The organism is Bacteroides caecigallinarum (assembly GCF_021530995.1).
GTDB classification, from domain to species: Bacteria; Bacteroidota; Bacteroidia; order Bacteroidales; family Bacteroidaceae; genus Phocaeicola; species Phocaeicola faecigallinarum.
In genome coordinates this window covers 1-16,557 of the sequence record NZ_JADYTF010000033.1, presented here as the reverse complement: position 1 = coordinate 16,557, position 16,557 = coordinate 1, and the positions used below count along the sequence as shown (strand labels likewise).

The window sequence follows — 16,557 nt, the reverse complement described above, 5'->3', positions numbered from 1 at the left end:
ATAAAGAAAATGAAAGTAAAAGGACATTTTGACCATTTTAACATCAATGTAACCAACCTGGAAAGAAGTCTCAAGTTCTACGAAGAAGCATTAGGATTGACCGAAGCGAGCAGAAAAGTAGCTGCTGACGGCTCATTCATACTGGTATACCTTACAGATAAATGCTCTGATTTCTTGCTTGAACTTACATGGTTAAGAGATCATACAGAAGCATATGAATTAGGTGAAAACGAAAGTCATCTGTGTATCAGAGTAGAAGGTGATTATGATGAAGTAAGGAAATTCCACAAAGAAATGGGATGTGTTTGCTTTGAAAACGAATCTATGGGATTATATTTTATCAACGATCCGGATGACTACTGGATTGAGATACTTCCTGTAAAATAAGTAGTGTAAAATAAAAATAACGGACGGTCTGCCGCCCGTTATTTTTGGAGTTTCACATAGCCAAGTCTTGTATATCTGACTCCTCTGTTTTCATAATGGGACATCACTTTGGCCGACAGTATATGTAATTCCTCCCCCTTTTCTACAACCCTGGAATGGCAACTTAATTCATTGGGCGAAAGACTTCTTCCGGAAGCCTTAACCAGAAAAACAAACCTGTTCCCATCCAAATCGGCAGCCAATATATTTTGGTCAACATAATAATCTGCTTTATAGGTATCTACCTGCCTTCTTACATTGATAACCTTAAGACACAGTCCCTTTAATTTTTCTCCTTTCTCCCCTACATAGTTACTTACAGACGAAATTCTGTTTTTATGAACCGTAATTTCAAAATGAACAACAGAGAATAGCCTTGCCAAATATATCAATTTGTCAAAACGGTCCGTCTCAGGCTTGAATTTATTTGCCAGCCACAAGATATAAGAAGGCTCCACATAATATATTTCAGCCAAACGTTTTCCACGATATTTTCCAAAAGATATTATATCATCGGTACGTCCATAACAAGCTTCAAATTCCGAATTATCAGAACAAACCAAACGCACATTACAGTTTTGAAGCATCATCATAGCCCGTTCAATTGCAGCCTGAAAAGTAACAGCCAGTGTTCTCACAAACAATGGTTGCTCATTAGGGAACAATCTCCACAAAGCATAATACGGTCTGAAATCAGTAGCCATACTTATAGCATACATTCCACTTGCTGATGTTCTACTGTAATTGAATTTATCAAGAATACTTGTATCATGCATAAATCCTCCTCCCATCTTAGTTTATGCAATGTAATAAAAATATCATAAATATACAAGTGCAACTAATAAAAAAACCGACAAATCCATTACAGATATGTCGGTTAGATATAATATTTCTATTTTCTTATTATCTCAATCTCTCATATGCTTTTACAAGCATTTCATCTTTTCCTATTGCACGGATAGCAAGCCAATCAAGAATTATACCTATAAAAGGCAGACATACTATCCATGAAGGAACAAATGTAGCTTCTCCTTTCAACATAAATACAAATGACACCATTGCCACATAGTAACCTATCTTAAGGATAATATTGAAAAGGGTAAATCTAATCTGCAACATTCTCTTTTTATACAAAAATACAGTAACAATAGATATTATAGCCGAAATCATCTGTATTGCAAACAAAGCCCATGGCTTATAATCCTCTGTACCATCCATTGCCACCAAAGAAAGATTCGTAAATTCAGTTATAGAATTATCAGTCCCCACGAAGCTTCCTATAGGATTAGACATGACGATAAGTGAAAGAATTGCTACTATTAGTAAATATACTGATTGAATACGTTGTATCATAAGTCTATTAATTATCAGATTAACAATAAAAAAGCCGCTCCTCTTCGAAACGGCCTTATATCCTTTCAGAAATACTACGAGGCTCTTATTTAAGTTTTTCTATTTCCTTAGCAGGATTTCTGTAATAAACCTTTCCCTCCATATACTCCTGAGTTGCAATCAATGTTGGCTTAGGAAGTTTCTCATAATAACGGGAAATCTCAATTTGCTCTCTATTCTCAAAAACTTCTTCAAGATTATCATTGTAAGATGCGAATTCCTGAAGTTTCTTTGAAAGATCGTTTTTCATTTCAACCGCAATCTGGTTAGCGCGCTTGCCTATAATTGCAACAGTTTCATATACATTACCTGTGTCTTCACACAGTTCCATCATGTTACGTGTTACGGTGTTGGTAGGAGCATTTGATTTTTTGTAATCCATAATTCGATATTTAATTATAAATGTTTTAATATTCTTCTTCAACAGAGCCTACAAATTTGCTGGCTTCCTTAAATATATTTTCAACTTCCTTCATGTACTTACTTTCAGGAAACTCGTTTTTAAATGCATAATACTCATCGATAGTTTCACGCATACGGTCTTCCTTCTTTTCAAGCACACTTTCGCGAGCCATATCATATTTGGCACGAAGAATCAGTATAGACAAATCCTCACGAAGCTTGGTATATGGATATTCTTTAAGAATGTTCTGTGCAGTAACCACGGCAGCCAGATAATTATTACCCGTACTTGTCTGCGACATATTTCCGGTGTACGATCCTAAATCATAGTAAAGCTTCGCAGAAAGATATTCTTTCTCAACCAGCTTGTCCTGAAGTTCGAAAATCATATTCTGCGCTATCTCATGGCGTTCTGTGCCAGGAAAATACTCCATATACATCTGCAATTCCTGTATAGCCTTGTAAGTACTACTCTGATCAAGTCTTGGCTCAGGAGTATCCAGATAAAGAGCTTTTCCAGAATTAAATCTGGCCAGTTCTGTATAAGTACCGCGGGGATAAGTTGTGTAATATGTATTGAAATAATGTGATGCAGTAACGTAGTCACCCTGATTAAAATATGTCATTGCCAACATGTACAAAGACTCTTCACCAAACCTCGTTCCCTTCATTATAGGAATAAGTTCTTCCAGAACAGTAGCAGCCTTACTATTCTGTCCTTTGGCAAAATATGCTTTTGCAGCTTCATATTTATATTCATAATCCGTACTCTTTAGTACGTTATTATACTCTCCACAAGAACTTAATAATCCTGCAGAAAGAAGAACCATTACAATATACTTTTTCATATTTATAAAAATAGTTCTGCAAAATTACTGTTTTATTGCGAATAATACAACATGAAATTCAATTTTAATGATATTTTTAGCTATAACAATCCGATAAAGCAAATATTTATGTACTTTTACACAATAAATATACTTCAAATTATGAATTTCGAACTTATATCAGAATATAAACCTACGGGTGACCAGCCGGAAGCTATAAAACAATTGACAGAAGGCCTGAATAACGGTACTAAGGCACAAACATTGCTTGGAGTAACAGGATCTGGAAAGACATTTACCATAGCCAATGTCATAAAGGAAATAAACAAACCAACACTTATATTAAGTCATAACAAAACATTAGCGGCGCAGCTGTATGGTGAATTCAAACATTTCTTCCCTAACAACGCGGTTGAGTATTATGTGTCCTACTACGACTACTACCAACCGGAGGCCTATCTTCCATCAACAGACACTTATATAGAAAAAGACCTTGCAATAAATGACGAAATAGACAAACTGAGACTTGCAGCAACATCAGCACTCCTTTCAGGAAGGAAGGATGTAATCGTAGTATCTTCTGTATCATGTATTTACGGTATGGGAAATCCGTCTGACTTCTATGATAATGTGATAGAAATAAAGCGTGGGAAATTAATTGACAGAAATGTATTTCTACGTCGCCTGGTAGACAGCCTTTACGTAAGAAATGACATAGAATTGAATCGTGGAAATTTTAGGGTCAAGGGAGACACGATAGACATATATCTTGCATACTCGGACAATATCCTGAGAGTGATGTTCTGGGACGATGAAATTGATTCTATAGAAGAAATTGATCCTATTTCCGGACATAAGATGGCTGATTTTGATGAATATAAGATTTATCCGGCCAATCTGTTTATGACCACCAAGGAAAGCACTTTAAGGGCTATTCATCAGATAGAAGACGATTTGACAAAACAAGTGGCTTTCTTCGAAGAATCCGGCAAATTCCTGGAGGCCAAAAGAATATATGAAAGAGTGACGTATGACATGGAGATGATAAGAGAACTTGGACATTGCTCCGGTATAGAAAACTACTCACGATATTTCGACGGGCGCGAAGCAGGTACCCGCCCCTACTGCCTGCTGGATTTTTTTCCAAAAGATTTTCTCCTTGTTATTGACGAAAGCCATGTCAGTGTACCACAAATCAGAGCAATGTACGGAGGCGACAGAGCCAGAAAGAAAAACCTTGTGGAATATGGATTCAGACTTCCTGCAGCCATGGATAACAGACCGCTCAAATTCGAAGAGTTTGAAGAAATGGTAAATCAGGTTATATATGTCAGCGCAACACCAGCAGATTATGAGCTTATCCAAAGTGAAGGTATCGTAGTAGACCAGGTAATACGCCCCACAGGATTACTTGACCCTATAATCGAGGTACGCCCGAGTTTGAACCAGATTGATGACCTGATGGAAGAGATTCAGCTGAGGATTGAAGCTAACGAACGTGTGCTCGTTACAACACTTACCAAACGAATGGCTGAGGAACTTTCTGAATATCTTCTTAACAACGGGATAAAATGCAGCTATATCCATAGCGATGTGGATACGCTGGAACGCGTTAAGATTATGGATGAACTTAGACAAGGTATTCACGACGTGCTTATTGGAGTAAACCTTCTTCGTGAAGGCCTTGATCTACCTGAGGTATCGCTTGTTGCCATACTAGATGCCGACAAAGAAGGTTTCCTTCGTTCACACCGTTCACTCACACAGACTGCGGGACGTGCTGCAAGAAACGTAAACGGAAAAGTAATAATGTATGCAGATAAGATTACCGAAAGCATGCAACTTACTATAGACGAAACAAACCGTCGTCGCGAAAAACAGCTGGCCTATAATCAGGAGCATGGAATAACCCCTCAACAGATCAAGAAAGTCAGGACGCAAATACTTGGAGATAAAGACAGTAGCACTGAAATTAAAGATAATGCACCAAAAGCTTATGCCGAACAGGCAGAAGCATCATTCGCAGCTGCAGATCCTATAGTTCAGTACATGTCGAAAGAGCAACTCAAGAAAAGTATCGAACGCACAAGGAAACTCATGCAGGACGCTGCAAAAAATCTCGACTTTATCGAAGCTGCTCAATATCGAGATGAGCTTATTAAATTGGAAGATATGCTGAAAACGAAGTAATATTCAGTAGCACATAATCTGGAAAAGATCTAAAAAGGTTCCATAAATGTAGCTATACTTACTAAAAGACATAATAACAGCCACGAAAAAATATAATTAAAATTACTTTTTTCGTGGCTATTATTTTCTACTTATCCTGCATAAGACTTTGCAGTTTTCCGGATAAAAGGAATAATACTACAGCTGCAGTACCACTCATAAAAACAAATAAGAGAAAGAAATCATACAGATTTTCCACCTGATATCCTAAACAACTCTTTGCAACTCCACCTTCAGGATAATATCCACTCAACATGCCCGCCATTTTATTCGCTGCAGAAGTACTAAGATACCACACACCCATCAGGAGAGAAGAAAATCTTGCGGGAGAAAGTTTATAAACCAACGACAGTCCTATCGGAGCAAGACACAACTCTCCCATAGTATGGATAAAATATAATCCTGTAAGCCATATCATACTCACCTTTACTCCCGGCTCTACATCTTTAACACCGAAAGCAATGAACAGATACCCCATAGCTAAAAGGAAAAGTCCGATGGCTTGTTTTCTTACTGAACTAGGTTCTATTCCATTCTTGCCAAGGAAAGACCACAGACCTGCAAACACGGGAGCCAAAATCACCAACATGATTGGATTGAATGATTGGAAATAAGCTGCCGGCATCTCCCATCCTCCAATGTTACGGTCTGTCTGCTCATCAGCAAAGAATGTCAATGAAGCTCCGGCCTGTTCGTATGCAGCCCAAAAGAAGATCACAAAGAATGCTATGATATAGATAATTCCAATCTTTATCTTTTCACTGCGATTAAGACTATGATCTGTTATTATCAGTATAGGCATCACTATCACAGTGGCATATATAAGCGCACCTATCCAATCAGCACCGGAAAATATATTTCCTCCTGCAGAAGTCTGATTTCCCATTATACAATCCCAATTTACAGAAAAAAGGAGTGTCAGTACCACTGTAGAGATTATCGCTACAATACTTCTTGCCGAAAGCCATCCACCATCATTATCTGCCGATTGTAAATTGTCATTCTTTTTTTGAGGTGCAATTCCTACAGGATTACCATCAGGATCGCAGATATATTTGTTCTTGAATATCTGAAAAACAACGGCTCCTAAAATCATACCGATACATGCTGCCAGAAATCCCCATTTAAAATCTTCCGGATGTCCGGTATTTCCTATCAGTCCGCAAATAAGCGGAGCAAAAGTAGAACCTACATTTACTCCCATATAGAAGATAGTAAAAGCTGAATCCTTACGCTTGTCATTGTCAGAATACAGACGGCCAACCATTGTAGATATATTAGGCTTGAAAAATCCGTTACCCATTATCAGTAGTCCTAAGCCACAGAACATCAGCCATTTTGCCACATCAACATGATGAAAATAACATGCACTTAGAAATAACAGGAACTGTCCTACCGCCATTACCAACGCACCAACAACAATTGACCTTCGGTTTCCCCAATATTTATCGGCAATATATCCCCCAATAAGTGGAGTCAGATAAACAAGTCCTGTGTAACTGCCATAAACCTGCGAGGCAAACTCTTTATCAAAGAGCAGTGCCTGAACCATATAAAGCATAAACAAGGCACGCATGCCATAATAACTGAAACGTTCCCACATTTCAGTCACAAAAAGAAGATACAATCCTTTGGGATGCCCTTTACTATTGTTTGTCACTTCCGTACTGTTCATCTTATTTTATCCCAAGTTTCTTCTTCAGTTCTTTACTCAAAGCATCCTTGTGCATCATTACATAAACAGTCTTGGCACGCACAAAGCTTTCAGACATATTGATATATCCACCAAAACGGTTTCTCTCAGTTCCCCATGAATTCTTTGTTATATAATATTTTGTACCGTTCTGGTCTTTTGTCAACCCAGTAATATGCATCAGATGATCGTCTGTAGTAACAAACGATTCATAACCTTCTTGCCTTATTTCAGGAGTAACATTTACTTCCGGATAAGGATGCTCGAATTTATATACTTCTTCCAGTCTTTCACCTGTTTTCATATTTTCAAAGCGTGCCCTGTCTGTCTGACTGTAATCATCCATTTTTGTAACTTCAGGATTTATGGCAACACCATTGGTAAATGAGAAACCTTTCTCGCTTACATCACCGTCCCAGCATACAGTATATCCGTTCTTCAAGGCATTGTCTGTAGCATCCATCATCTCATCAAGCGGAAGATTATACATTTTAGTATGTTCCCAGTTGTCCGGAATTTCAAGTTCAAACTTCTCATAATAAGGTTTATGCGTGAAACTTGTAAGCATAACATAATCATCCATATTCAGTCCGAGACTCTCAGCAAAACTTTTCGGAGTATATTCCTTACCATTATATGTAAATGTTTCAGGAAGTTTACCCATATAAATGTCGAACAAAGTATTCATAAGCTCGTTATATTCAGGACTACGGTGTTTCATTTTTACAGCCTGTCCTGCTATTGCAGACATATAAGCTTCAAGCTCAGTATGATTATGAGTCTTTGAATCATAATTTATTCCACTATAAACTTCTTCTGGAACAATACCAACCTGCTGAAAAGCAGTCATCCAACTTGGCGAGATACTACCCTGTCCTATATTTCCTCTTCCACGACGAAGATAGTTATCAGCCAATTGATTCATATACTTTTGTCTGACAATAAACATTTCCGACAGATCATACTCACCTTTCCCCATTCTAAGCAACTCTGACTCCATAAAAGATGTAGTTGCAAAACACCAGCATGTTCCTGTTGCTGCCTGATTCTTTACTGAAGTAGCCTTGTTTGAAACTATGTCTGTAAACTGATACCCATTACCCTCTTGTGCCATAACGGCAGATGCAGCAGCCATTAATGCTACAAATGTCAAGTTTCTTACTCTCATCTCTCTATTTTTTAATGTCAAAAAATAATATTTATTTACATAATGAATTTTTCGTTTGCAAATATACGCAAAGCCGGGAGCAGAGTCAAGCGAAAAACACAGTTTTTCAAACTAAAATGTGTAGAGACACATAATTAGGCCCTATAAGTCATCAATCTTTTCTTGTGTTTGGACTGATAAAACCAAACTCCAATGATATCGGCCAAAGCCCAACCTATAGGAACTGACCACCATATACCGGTATAACCAATGGCAGGAACAGAAGCCAGAAAATATGCCAATGCTACACGTGTTCCTAAAGAAACAACGGTCAGCACAACAGACATTGACGGCAATGCGACAGCCCTATAATAACCGTAAAGAAGGAACAAATAGCCTATGCCTACATAGAAACTTCCTTCAATGCGAAGATACTCCACACCTATATTGATAATGTCAGTCTCTTCAGGCGAAACAAAGAAAGCCATAAGCCAAGGTGACAGCATAAAGACCAGAAACGAAACAAAAATAGAAAACGCCGTAGTAATACACACAGCAATACGAATTCCTCGGCGGATACGTTCCACACGTCCTGCCCCAAAATTCTGCGCTATAAATGTGGAAAAGGCGTTTCCAAAATCCTGTACAGGCATATAGGCAAAAGAATCTATCCTTACTGCTGCTGCAAATGCCGCCATTACGGCTGTACCGAAACTGTTTACAAGACCTTGCACCATTAGAATACCGAAATTCATAACAGACTGTTGTACTCCAGTTAAAAATGAATATGATGTAATTCTTGCCAATGACTGCTTACTGATAATACAGTCCGTACGTTTCAGACGCAATTCAGGAAAGTGCTTGTAAGTATACAAACAAAGTCCTAAAGAACCTATAACTTGAGAAATCACCGTGGCGAGAGCTGCACCTTCAACTCCCATATCCAGTATAACCATCATCAAGACATCAAGGAGTATATTCAGAACAACCGAAACAATCAGAAAGACCAATGGTACAACAGAATTTCCTACCGCACGAAGGAGAAAAGCATAAAAGTTGTACACACAGACTGGAATCATCCCTAAGAAAATAATGAAAAGATAATCATAAACCATCCGCTCCACTTCAGGCGGTGTCTGTAAGATACGTATTATAGGCGAAAGAAAAACTACGGAGCAAACGTTAAGAAACAATGTTACACCTCCTATGAGCACTATCGATGAAAATATACTCCGGCGCATTTCTCCGAAATCATTAGAACCATACTGCATGGAGAAAACAGCACTGCAACCCATACACAGCCCTATAAAAACCGAAGTAATGAATACAATGAGTGCATACGATGAGCCTACTGCCGCCAGGGCATCTGCTCCCAAAACTCTACCTACAATTAATGTATCAGCTATATTATAACACTGTTGTAAAAGATTACCCAACATCAACGGAAAAGCAAAACGCAACATTGCCCCTGTTATACTCCCGTTTATAAGATCTTCCTTACCAAAATTCATATTATTAAATCAGCCTAACTATAATCTTTCCTGAATACAAAGTAAATATAATTTTTCCGTAAGGACAACAAAAAAAGTCTCCGCAACATATACTTGCTGCGGAGACTTCATATAGTTTTTATCGTTAATTACTTCTTTTCGATATCGATACCTTTGTTACGAAGAGTCATACCCATAAGTTTCAAGTAATCTGAGTACTGCTTTTCATTTAAAGTATTTTTCATCAACTTCAAATTGCCATAAACAGCCTTGCGAACTTTTTCGTCCTGACCTTCTTTTGCTCTATTAGCCATTTTCATTTCTGCTTCAAAATAATCGCAGATATCTGCAACTTCTGCACTCTGTTCTGAAGAAAGTTTAAGATATTTTCCTAACTGAGTTTTGTTGATTGTACCATTCCACTTTTCTGTAGTAGTTGTTTGGTTACCGTTTGCGAATACTGTTGCAGAAAGTGCCAATGCGGCGATAAATGTTAATCCTGATTTCATAATACCTAATGTTTAATTTTTGTTGTTACCTAAAATACAATCTTTTCTTGATTGCCTTAATTTAATCTCATTTTGGTAAGTTTTCCTATATCCTTACCTTTCATTTAGCTTAAGCCTTTTTCTTTTTACCGATACAAAGATAAGCATGTTCTCAGTAACGAAAAAACAAATGACAGAAAATCTTCAAAATCTACGTCATTTGTTGATATGCATCAAGAGTTTAACAGAAATTTGAACAATAACAGGATTTTATTGTTAATGTAATACATATATAATAAAAGAGCCCGATACATCAGCGTATCGGGCTCTTCTCCATATATAACTCTTAGAAATATTATCCTCCGAAGTTATCGTACATAATTGATGATGGTTCAACACCAAGACTGTCAAGCATCTTGACAACTGCGTTAGACATCGGACCAGGACCACACATGTAGTATTCAATATCTTCAGGAGCTTCGTGGTTCTTCAGGTAAGTTTCAAGCATAACCTGATGAACGAATCCCGGAGTATATTTAACTCCTGCAGCATCAGCAGCTGGATCAGGACGGTCGAGTGCAAGATGGAAGTGGAAGTTAGGGAAGTCTTTTTCAAGTCCCAGGAAGTCTTCAAGATAGAACACTTCGTTCAAAGCACGTGCACCGTAGAAGTAGTGAAGTTCACGATCTGTAGTATGCAGAGTACGTGTCATATGCATAATCTGAGCACGCAAAGGAGCCATACCGGCACCACCACCTACCCAAATCATTTCCTTCTTAGAATCGAAGATTGGATGGAAGTCACCGTAAGGACCACTCATCAATACCTTGTCGCCTGGTTTCAGAGTAAAGATATATGAAGAAGCGATACCAGGATTTACATCCATGAATCCACTCTTATCAGCCTTCATAGGAGGAGTAGCGATACGTACTGTCAACATGAATACATCACCTTCTGCAGGATAGTTGGCCATAGAGTAAGCACGGATAGTTTCTTCTTCGTTCTTACATTTCAAGCCGAACAAACCGAATTTTTCCCATGCAGGAAGATATTCGTCACCGATAAGGCTCTTGTCGATATCCTTGTTGTAATCCATTTCGAATTTAGGTATCTTAATCTGTGCGTATGAACCTGGGATAAAGTCCATGTGAGCACCTTTAGGCAACTGCACCTTGAATTCCTTGATAAATGTAGCCACGTTCTTGTTAGAGATAACTGTACATTCGTATTCCTTAACACCCATTACTGATTCAGGAACCTTGATTGACATATCACCTTTAACTTTTACCTGGCAACCAAGACGCCAGTGGTCTTTCTGCTGCTTACGGCTGAAGTGGCTGACTTCTGAAGGAAGAATTTCGCCACCGCCTTCTACAACCTGACATTTGCACTGTCCGCAAGAACCTTTACCACCACATGCTGAAGGAAGGAACACGTTGTTCACAGCCAGTGTATTCAGCAGTGTAGAACCAGATTCAACTTCCAACTGGTTTTCACCGTTTACAGTAACTTTCACTTTACCTGAAGAAACAAGAAAGTTCTTTGCAACCAGAAGGATTACTACCAACACCAGAATAGTCACGAGGAATACTCCAATGCTTGCTAAAATAAAATTCATATCCATTGTCTTATTCCTTTCTTTATTAGATGTTCAAACCAGAGAAACACATAAATGCCATTGCCATCAGACCTACTACGATGAATGTGATACCCAAACCTCTAAGTGGAGCAGGTACATCAGAGTAAGCCATCTTTTCGCGGATAGCGGCAAGACCTACGATAGCAAGCAACCAACCAAGACCAGAACCAAGTGCATAAGAGATAGCGTCTGCTACTCCACCGATGAACTTAGGATCAGATGGTGCAAGAGTAATACGCTGCTGCATGAAGAGCGAAGCACCCATGATGGCACAGTTAACAGCGATAAGTGGAAGGAAGATACCCAATGATGCATAAAGCGACGGGCTGAATTTTTCCACAATCATTTCCACCAACTGTACGATAGCAGCGATAACGGCAATAAAGAGGATAAAGCTAAGGAAGCTCAAGTCAATACCAAGAATACCGTCGGCAGCCAAAACCTTAGTCTGAAGCAGGTAGTTTAAAGGAAGTGTAACTACAAGCACGAATGTCACGGCAATACCAAGTCCGAGCGCAGTCTTCACATTCTTCGAAACAGCAAGGTATGAACACATACCAAGGAAGAACGCGAATATCATATTGTCCACAAATATAGAGCGGACGAATAAACTCAATAAATGTTCCATATTATACAATTAATATTTTTTATTCAACACCCTATTATTTTTCCTGCAACTCTTTATGTTTAGCACGCTGATACCAGATAAGGCATGCTACGATAATCAGAGCCATAGGAGGCATCAACATCATACCGTTGTTTACATAGCCTGCATCCTTAAGCCACTGATAGTTCAGGATATTGAAGCCAAGCAGTGTTCCTGAACCGAGAAGTTCGCGGAAGAAAGCTACGATGATAAGAATCTTGGCATATCCAAGACCGTTACCGATACCGTCAAGACATGATTCCCAAGGACCGTTTGCCATAGCGAATGCTTCAAGACGTCCCATCAGGATACAGTTAGTAATGATAAGACCTACGTATACTGAAAGCTGTACGCTCACATCGTATGCAAAAGCCTTCAACAGTTCACTGACGATAGTTACCAAAGCGGCAACAACCACCAGCTGAACGATAATACGGATACGGTTAGGAATAGTCTTACGCAACAAAGAAATCACTACGTTTGAGAAAGCTGTAATGATAGTTACAGAAAGACCCATAACGATAGCCGGTTCCAGTTTAGAGGTAACGGCCAATGCTGAACAGATACCCAAAACCTGTACAGTCACAGGGTTGTTCATGTTTAAAGGAGTAGAAAATACTTCTTTATTCTTAGCTGAAAATAATTTTCCCATTGTTCGTCTCCCTCCTATTATTTAGTAGTTAAAAATTTAGTGTACTGGGCCATGCAGTTCTTAAGCATAGCATCAACACCGTTTGAAGTGATTGTACCACCTGAGATACCGTCTACTTCGAATTCAGGATTTGCCACCTTACCGTTCTTGACAACGCTCAATGCAACACTTTCACCTTCCATTACGTGCTTGCCTACGAACAGACTCTGGAAGTGAGGCAATGCGATTTCAGCACCAAGACCCGGAGTTTCAGATGCATGAGAGAAGTATGTACCAAATATTGTGTTCTTGTCTTCATCAAGTGCTACATAGCCCCAGATAGCGCCCCAAAGTCCGGCACCGTAAACAGGAACAACGTATTTAGTCTTACCGTCGATTTCACATACGAATACGTGAGCACGACCGTTTTCCTTGAATTCTTTTTCGTAAGCTGTTACGAATTTGCCGTCATATTCTTTCAAAGAACCGTCTTCAGCAACGATCATATCAGACTTAACTACCTTGCTGAACTCAGCGTCAGCATCTTTAACTTCTGTAATACCCAAAGAAGAAAGAATCTGTTTCTTAGTGTCGAGTTCAACGTTCTTACCCTGAAGGTCACGCAAAGACGAGTTTACGAAAGCCAGCAGGAATGCTACGATAACAACCATTACCGAAGCATAAATTATAGTATATGAGTTACTATTAGTATTCATTGTTTTCGGTTTTTATTTGTTAGACATAGCACGTTTTGCACGACGTGAAATATTGTTCTCAACGATTACATAGTCAATCAGCGGAGCGAAGATGTTCATCAACAGGATAGCAAGCATCATACCTTCCGGATAACCTGGGTTCAACACACGGATGATGATAGCCATCATACCGATGAGCAGACCGTAGATGAACTTACCGTTCTCAGTACGTGAAGATGTAACAGGGTCTGTAGCCATGAACACTGCACCGAAGCAGAAACCACCGGCACACAAGTGCATGTACCAAGGCATGTTGGCCATAGCTGTATCAGGACCTGCAACATTGAATATCCAAGCCATCAACGCACCACCTACGAATACTGAAATCATTGTCTTCCAGCTTGCTACGCCTGTCCACAACAGGATAACGGCACCGATAGCAATTGCGATAACTGAAGTTTCACCGATTGAACCAGGGATGAAACCGAAAATCATATCGCTCAAAGAAGCAGATATAGGAGTTTCAGTAGCAGCCTGACCAAGAGGAGTTGCAGCAGTCAAGGCGTCGATGTCTTTACCAAGACCGAAGATGCTGTTGCTTGACACCCATACAGTGTCACCAGACATCTTAGTAGGATAAGCAAAGAACAGGAATGCACGTGTAATCAATGCAGGGTTAAAGATGTTCATACCTGTACCACCGAATACTTCCTTAGCGAATATTACAGAGAATGCTGTTGCTACGGCAAGCATCCACAACGGACAGTCAACAGGAACAATCATAGGAATCAACATACCTGAAACAAGGAAACCTTCCTGAATTTCTTCCTTCTTCCACTGAGCTACAACGAACTCGATTCCAAGACCTACAACGTATGAAACGATGATTTTTGGCAATACGGCAAGAAAACCGTAACCGAATTTCTGAATGAAGCTACCTTCGATACCTGCAAAAGCATAATGCTGGTAACCTACGTTATACATACCGAACAGCAATGCCGGTATAAGCGCAATAACCACGATAGACATGATACGTTTGCTGTCTATAGCGTCGTGGATGTGCGTACCAGTCTTCGATGTAGTATTCGGAACGAAAAGGAATGTTTCGAAACCGTCGAATACAGAACGGAAAGCCTGGTATTTGCCGCCCTCTTCAAAGTTTGGCTTTATCTTATCGATATAATTTCTTAACGCTTTCATTATTATTTATATTCTTATATACACATTATATATATTAACACATTTCACGACGGAGCATGTCAAGACCTTCGCGAACGATACGCTGAAGTTCCATCTTAGAAGAACATACGAACTCGCAAAGAGCGAAATCTTCAGGAGCTACTTCGTAAATACCGAGCTGTTCCATGCGGTCGATATCACCGGCAATGATAGCCTTGATAAGATACTCAGGAAGAATATCCATAGGAAGTACGCGGTCGTATTCGTTTGACATAATCATGTGACGTTCTCCACCTTTGATACGAGCGTCAAGAGTATATTCTTTCTTGCCCATCAACCAGCTGAAATATGAGTGGCTTGTACTGAACTCGTTGAAACGAGGCATGATCCATCCCAACATTTCGTGAACATCGTTACCTTCAGGGATTACAGTTACCTGACTGTGGAATGCGCCAAGGAAACCGTTGGCAGGAATCTGTTTTCCTGTCAAAGGATTACCGCTGATGTAGCGAAGTTCCTTATCCTTATTTACATTACCTGCAAGGATGTCTGTAAGCAGAGCACCAACTTTCAGTTTGCAGTAAGCCGGTTTCTTAACTTCAGAACCTGTGATAGCTACTGTACGAGTCATATCAACACGTCCTGTGTTCATCAAACGTCCGATGAAGATTACAGCCTGTGGGTCGATAGTCCAAACAGTTTCACCTTTGTTTACAGGAGCAATGTTATTGATCTGTACACCAACATTACCTGCAGGGTGAGGTCCGTCGAAAGCAGTAACAGTAACGTTCTTAGCCTGTGTAAGAGCTGCTGACTTCTGGTTAACACTAATACTTAAATAAGTCTTGGCCAATTTAGCCAAAGCATCAAGTCCTGTCTGGAAGTTGTTTTCTTCGCCTTTCAGAGCTACTTCAAAGTCCGGAGCCAGCGGATTTGTGTCGAAAGCAGAAACGAAGATAGCTCTTGGAGCCACTGTCGGATCTGCGATTACATCGTAAGGACGCTGTCTGAAGAAAGCGAACATACCAGCATTAAGAAGTAGTTCCTTAACTGCCTCTGCACTCATGGCAGATACGTTCTGCTTACCGAATTCTTCGTAATCCTGTTCGGCTGCTGCCTCTACAGTAATACTCATTACCTTACGTCGAGCTCCGCGCTCTACGCTTGTCACTACGCCACTAACTGGCGAAACAAATTTCAGTTCAGGATGATTCTTGTCAATAAACAAGGGTCCTCCGGCCATTACATACTCTTGTTCCTTAACGACTACCTTAGGAGTTACTCCTGTAAAGTCATCCGGTACTATAGCATAGAACCCAGGTGCCTTTACAGCCACAACTTCTGCAGCTGCCTTACCTTTCAAGTTGATGTCTAGGCCTTTACGTAATTTAATTACATTTGCCATATCGGGTTATAAAAAATGGTTTTTAAATTTTGCCGCAAAATTAAAGAAAAAATAAGTAAAAATGAACTTTTTCGTCATATAAATAAAGAATTTTTTCCTTATTTGATTTTAGTGTCTAAAAACATATTACTCAATTGCGATTTCGCTACATAGAGCTTGCATTTGTGCTTCTATGATAATTACAGCAAGAATATATTCCAATAGGCTGACATAAATCATAAACCATCAAATCATTTTCTATATATAAAGACTATTTATATATATATAC

At 39.3% G+C, this 16,557-nt stretch carries 16 protein-coding genes; 2 read left to right on the top strand and 14 right to left on the bottom strand.

Features of this window, described 5'->3' with window-relative positions; all coding sequences use genetic code 11:
* The first annotated feature begins 9 nt into the window (after positions 1-9).
* Positions 10-387, top strand: coding sequence for a VOC family protein (locus tag I6E24_RS06565; protein WP_235327232.1), 378 nt, complete (start codon positions 10-12; stop codon positions 385-387).
* 38 nt (positions 388-425) lie between these two features.
* Here I6E24_RS06565 and I6E24_RS06560 read toward each other — a convergent pair whose 3' ends face one another.
* The 4 genes from I6E24_RS06560 to I6E24_RS06545 form a co-directional block, all read right to left on the bottom strand.
* Positions 426-1,217 (bottom strand): exodeoxyribonuclease X C-terminal domain-containing protein, encoded by a 792-nt coding sequence (locus tag I6E24_RS06560; protein ID WP_235327230.1) that lies wholly within the window; start codon positions 1,215-1,217, stop codon positions 426-428.
* Positions 1,218-1,329: 112 nt separating this feature from the next.
* On the bottom strand, positions 1,330-1,779 hold the full coding sequence (locus tag I6E24_RS06555; RefSeq protein WP_235327228.1) for a DUF4293 domain-containing protein: 450 nt from the start codon (positions 1,777-1,779) through the stop codon (positions 1,330-1,332).
* Between the two features lie 85 nt (positions 1,780-1,864).
* The gene (locus I6E24_RS06550) at positions 1,865-2,200 is read right to left on the bottom strand and encodes a DNA-directed RNA polymerase subunit omega (protein WP_235327226.1); all 336 of its coding nucleotides are present in this window, start codon (positions 2,198-2,200) and stop codon (positions 1,865-1,867) included.
* A 25-nt stretch (positions 2,201-2,225) separates the two neighbouring features.
* The gene (locus I6E24_RS06545; RefSeq protein WP_235327224.1) at positions 2,226-3,068 is read right to left on the bottom strand and encodes an outer membrane protein assembly factor BamD; all 843 of its coding nucleotides are present in this window, start codon (positions 3,066-3,068) and stop codon (positions 2,226-2,228) included.
* A gap of 141 nt (positions 3,069-3,209) precedes the next feature.
* On the opposite strand from I6E24_RS06545, the gene uvrB reads away from it, so the two are divergent.
* Complete coding sequence (gene uvrB, locus I6E24_RS06540; RefSeq protein ID WP_235327222.1) at positions 3,210-5,237, top strand: excinuclease ABC subunit UvrB; 2,028 nt, start codon at positions 3,210-3,212, stop codon at positions 5,235-5,237.
* A 127-nt stretch (positions 5,238-5,364) separates the two neighbouring features.
* Here uvrB and I6E24_RS06535 read toward each other — a convergent pair whose 3' ends face one another.
* From I6E24_RS06535 to I6E24_RS06490, 10 genes are all read right to left on the bottom strand, one after another.
* Positions 5,365-6,951, bottom strand: a complete 1,587-nt coding sequence (locus I6E24_RS06535; protein WP_235327220.1) for a peptide MFS transporter — start codon at positions 6,949-6,951, stop codon at positions 5,365-5,367.
* A 1-nt stretch (position 6,952) separates the two neighbouring features.
* Positions 6,953-8,104, bottom strand: coding sequence for a C1 family peptidase (locus I6E24_RS06530; RefSeq protein ID WP_394800370.1), 1,152 nt, complete (start codon positions 8,102-8,104; stop codon positions 6,953-6,955).
* A 167-nt stretch (positions 8,105-8,271) separates the two neighbouring features.
* Positions 8,272-9,627 (bottom strand): MATE family efflux transporter, encoded by a 1,356-nt coding sequence (locus I6E24_RS06525; RefSeq protein WP_235327216.1) that lies wholly within the window; start codon positions 9,625-9,627, stop codon positions 8,272-8,274.
* A 128-nt stretch (positions 9,628-9,755) separates the two neighbouring features.
* Complete coding sequence (locus tag I6E24_RS06520; RefSeq protein WP_262911899.1) at positions 9,756-10,115, bottom strand: hypothetical protein; 360 nt, start codon at positions 10,113-10,115, stop codon at positions 9,756-9,758.
* Positions 10,116-10,449: 334 nt separating this feature from the next.
* Positions 10,450-11,718 (bottom strand): NADH:ubiquinone reductase (Na(+)-transporting) subunit F, encoded by a 1,269-nt coding sequence (gene nqrF, locus I6E24_RS06515; RefSeq protein ID WP_235327214.1) that lies wholly within the window; start codon positions 11,716-11,718, stop codon positions 10,450-10,452.
* A gap of 19 nt (positions 11,719-11,737) precedes the next feature.
* The gene (nqrE, locus tag I6E24_RS06510) at positions 11,738-12,361 is read right to left on the bottom strand and encodes an NADH:ubiquinone reductase (Na(+)-transporting) subunit E (RefSeq protein WP_235327212.1); all 624 of its coding nucleotides are present in this window, start codon (positions 12,359-12,361) and stop codon (positions 11,738-11,740) included.
* 34 nt (positions 12,362-12,395) lie between these two features.
* Complete coding sequence (locus tag I6E24_RS06505; RefSeq protein ID WP_204403051.1) at positions 12,396-13,031, bottom strand: NADH:ubiquinone reductase (Na(+)-transporting) subunit D; 636 nt, start codon at positions 13,029-13,031, stop codon at positions 12,396-12,398.
* Positions 13,032-13,048: 17 nt separating this feature from the next.
* Positions 13,049-13,726, bottom strand: coding sequence for a Na(+)-translocating NADH-quinone reductase subunit C (locus I6E24_RS06500; protein WP_204403053.1), 678 nt, complete (start codon positions 13,724-13,726; stop codon positions 13,049-13,051).
* A gap of 12 nt (positions 13,727-13,738) precedes the next feature.
* Entirely contained in the window at positions 13,739-14,905 is a 1,167-nt protein-coding gene (locus I6E24_RS06495; protein WP_204403055.1) for an NADH:ubiquinone reductase (Na(+)-transporting) subunit B, read from the bottom strand.
* Positions 14,906-14,939: 34 nt separating this feature from the next.
* The gene (locus I6E24_RS06490) at positions 14,940-16,289 is read right to left on the bottom strand and encodes a Na(+)-translocating NADH-quinone reductase subunit A (protein ID WP_235327210.1); all 1,350 of its coding nucleotides are present in this window, start codon (positions 16,287-16,289) and stop codon (positions 14,940-14,942) included.
* Positions 16,290-16,557 lie beyond the last annotated feature (268 nt).

Coding starts and splice junctions, on each gene's coding strand:
- I6E24_RS06565 (WP_235327232.1), top strand. CDS start 10: ATGAAAGTAAAAGGACATTTTGACCATTTTAACATCAATGTAACCAAC.
- I6E24_RS06560 (WP_235327230.1), bottom strand. CDS start 1,217: ATGGGAGGAGGATTTATGCATGATACAAGTATTCTTGATAAATTCAAT.
- I6E24_RS06555 (WP_235327228.1), bottom strand. CDS start 1,779: ATGATACAACGTATTCAATCAGTATATTTACTAATAGTAGCAATTCTT.
- I6E24_RS06550 (WP_235327226.1), bottom strand. CDS start 2,200: ATGGATTACAAAAAATCAAATGCTCCTACCAACACCGTAACACGTAAC.
- I6E24_RS06545 (WP_235327224.1), bottom strand. CDS start 3,068: ATGAAAAAGTATATTGTAATGGTTCTTCTTTCTGCAGGATTATTAAGT.
- uvrB (WP_235327222.1), top strand. CDS start 3,210: ATGAATTTCGAACTTATATCAGAATATAAACCTACGGGTGACCAGCCG.
- I6E24_RS06535 (WP_235327220.1), bottom strand. CDS start 6,951: ATGAACAGTACGGAAGTGACAAACAATAGTAAAGGGCATCCCAAAGGA.
- I6E24_RS06530 (WP_394800370.1), bottom strand. CDS start 8,104: ATGGCTGCTGCATCTGCCGTTATGGCACAAGAGGGTAATGGGTATCAG.
- I6E24_RS06525 (WP_235327216.1), bottom strand. CDS start 9,627: ATGAATTTTGGTAAGGAAGATCTTATAAACGGGAGTATAACAGGGGCA.
- I6E24_RS06520 (WP_262911899.1), bottom strand. CDS start 10,115: ATGAAATCAGGATTAACATTTATCGCCGCATTGGCACTTTCTGCAACA.
- nqrF (WP_235327214.1), bottom strand. CDS start 11,718: ATGGATATGAATTTTATTTTAGCAAGCATTGGAGTATTCCTCGTGACT.
- nqrE (WP_235327212.1), bottom strand. CDS start 12,361: ATGGAACATTTATTGAGTTTATTCGTCCGCTCTATATTTGTGGACAAT.
- I6E24_RS06505 (WP_204403051.1), bottom strand. CDS start 13,031: ATGGGAAAATTATTTTCAGCTAAGAATAAAGAAGTATTTTCTACTCCT.
- I6E24_RS06500 (WP_204403053.1), bottom strand. CDS start 13,726: ATGAATACTAATAGTAACTCATATACTATAATTTATGCTTCGGTAATG.
- I6E24_RS06495 (WP_204403055.1), bottom strand. CDS start 14,905: ATGAAAGCGTTAAGAAATTATATCGATAAGATAAAGCCAAACTTTGAA.
- I6E24_RS06490 (WP_235327210.1), bottom strand. CDS start 16,289: ATGGCAAATGTAATTAAATTACGTAAAGGCCTAGACATCAACTTGAAA.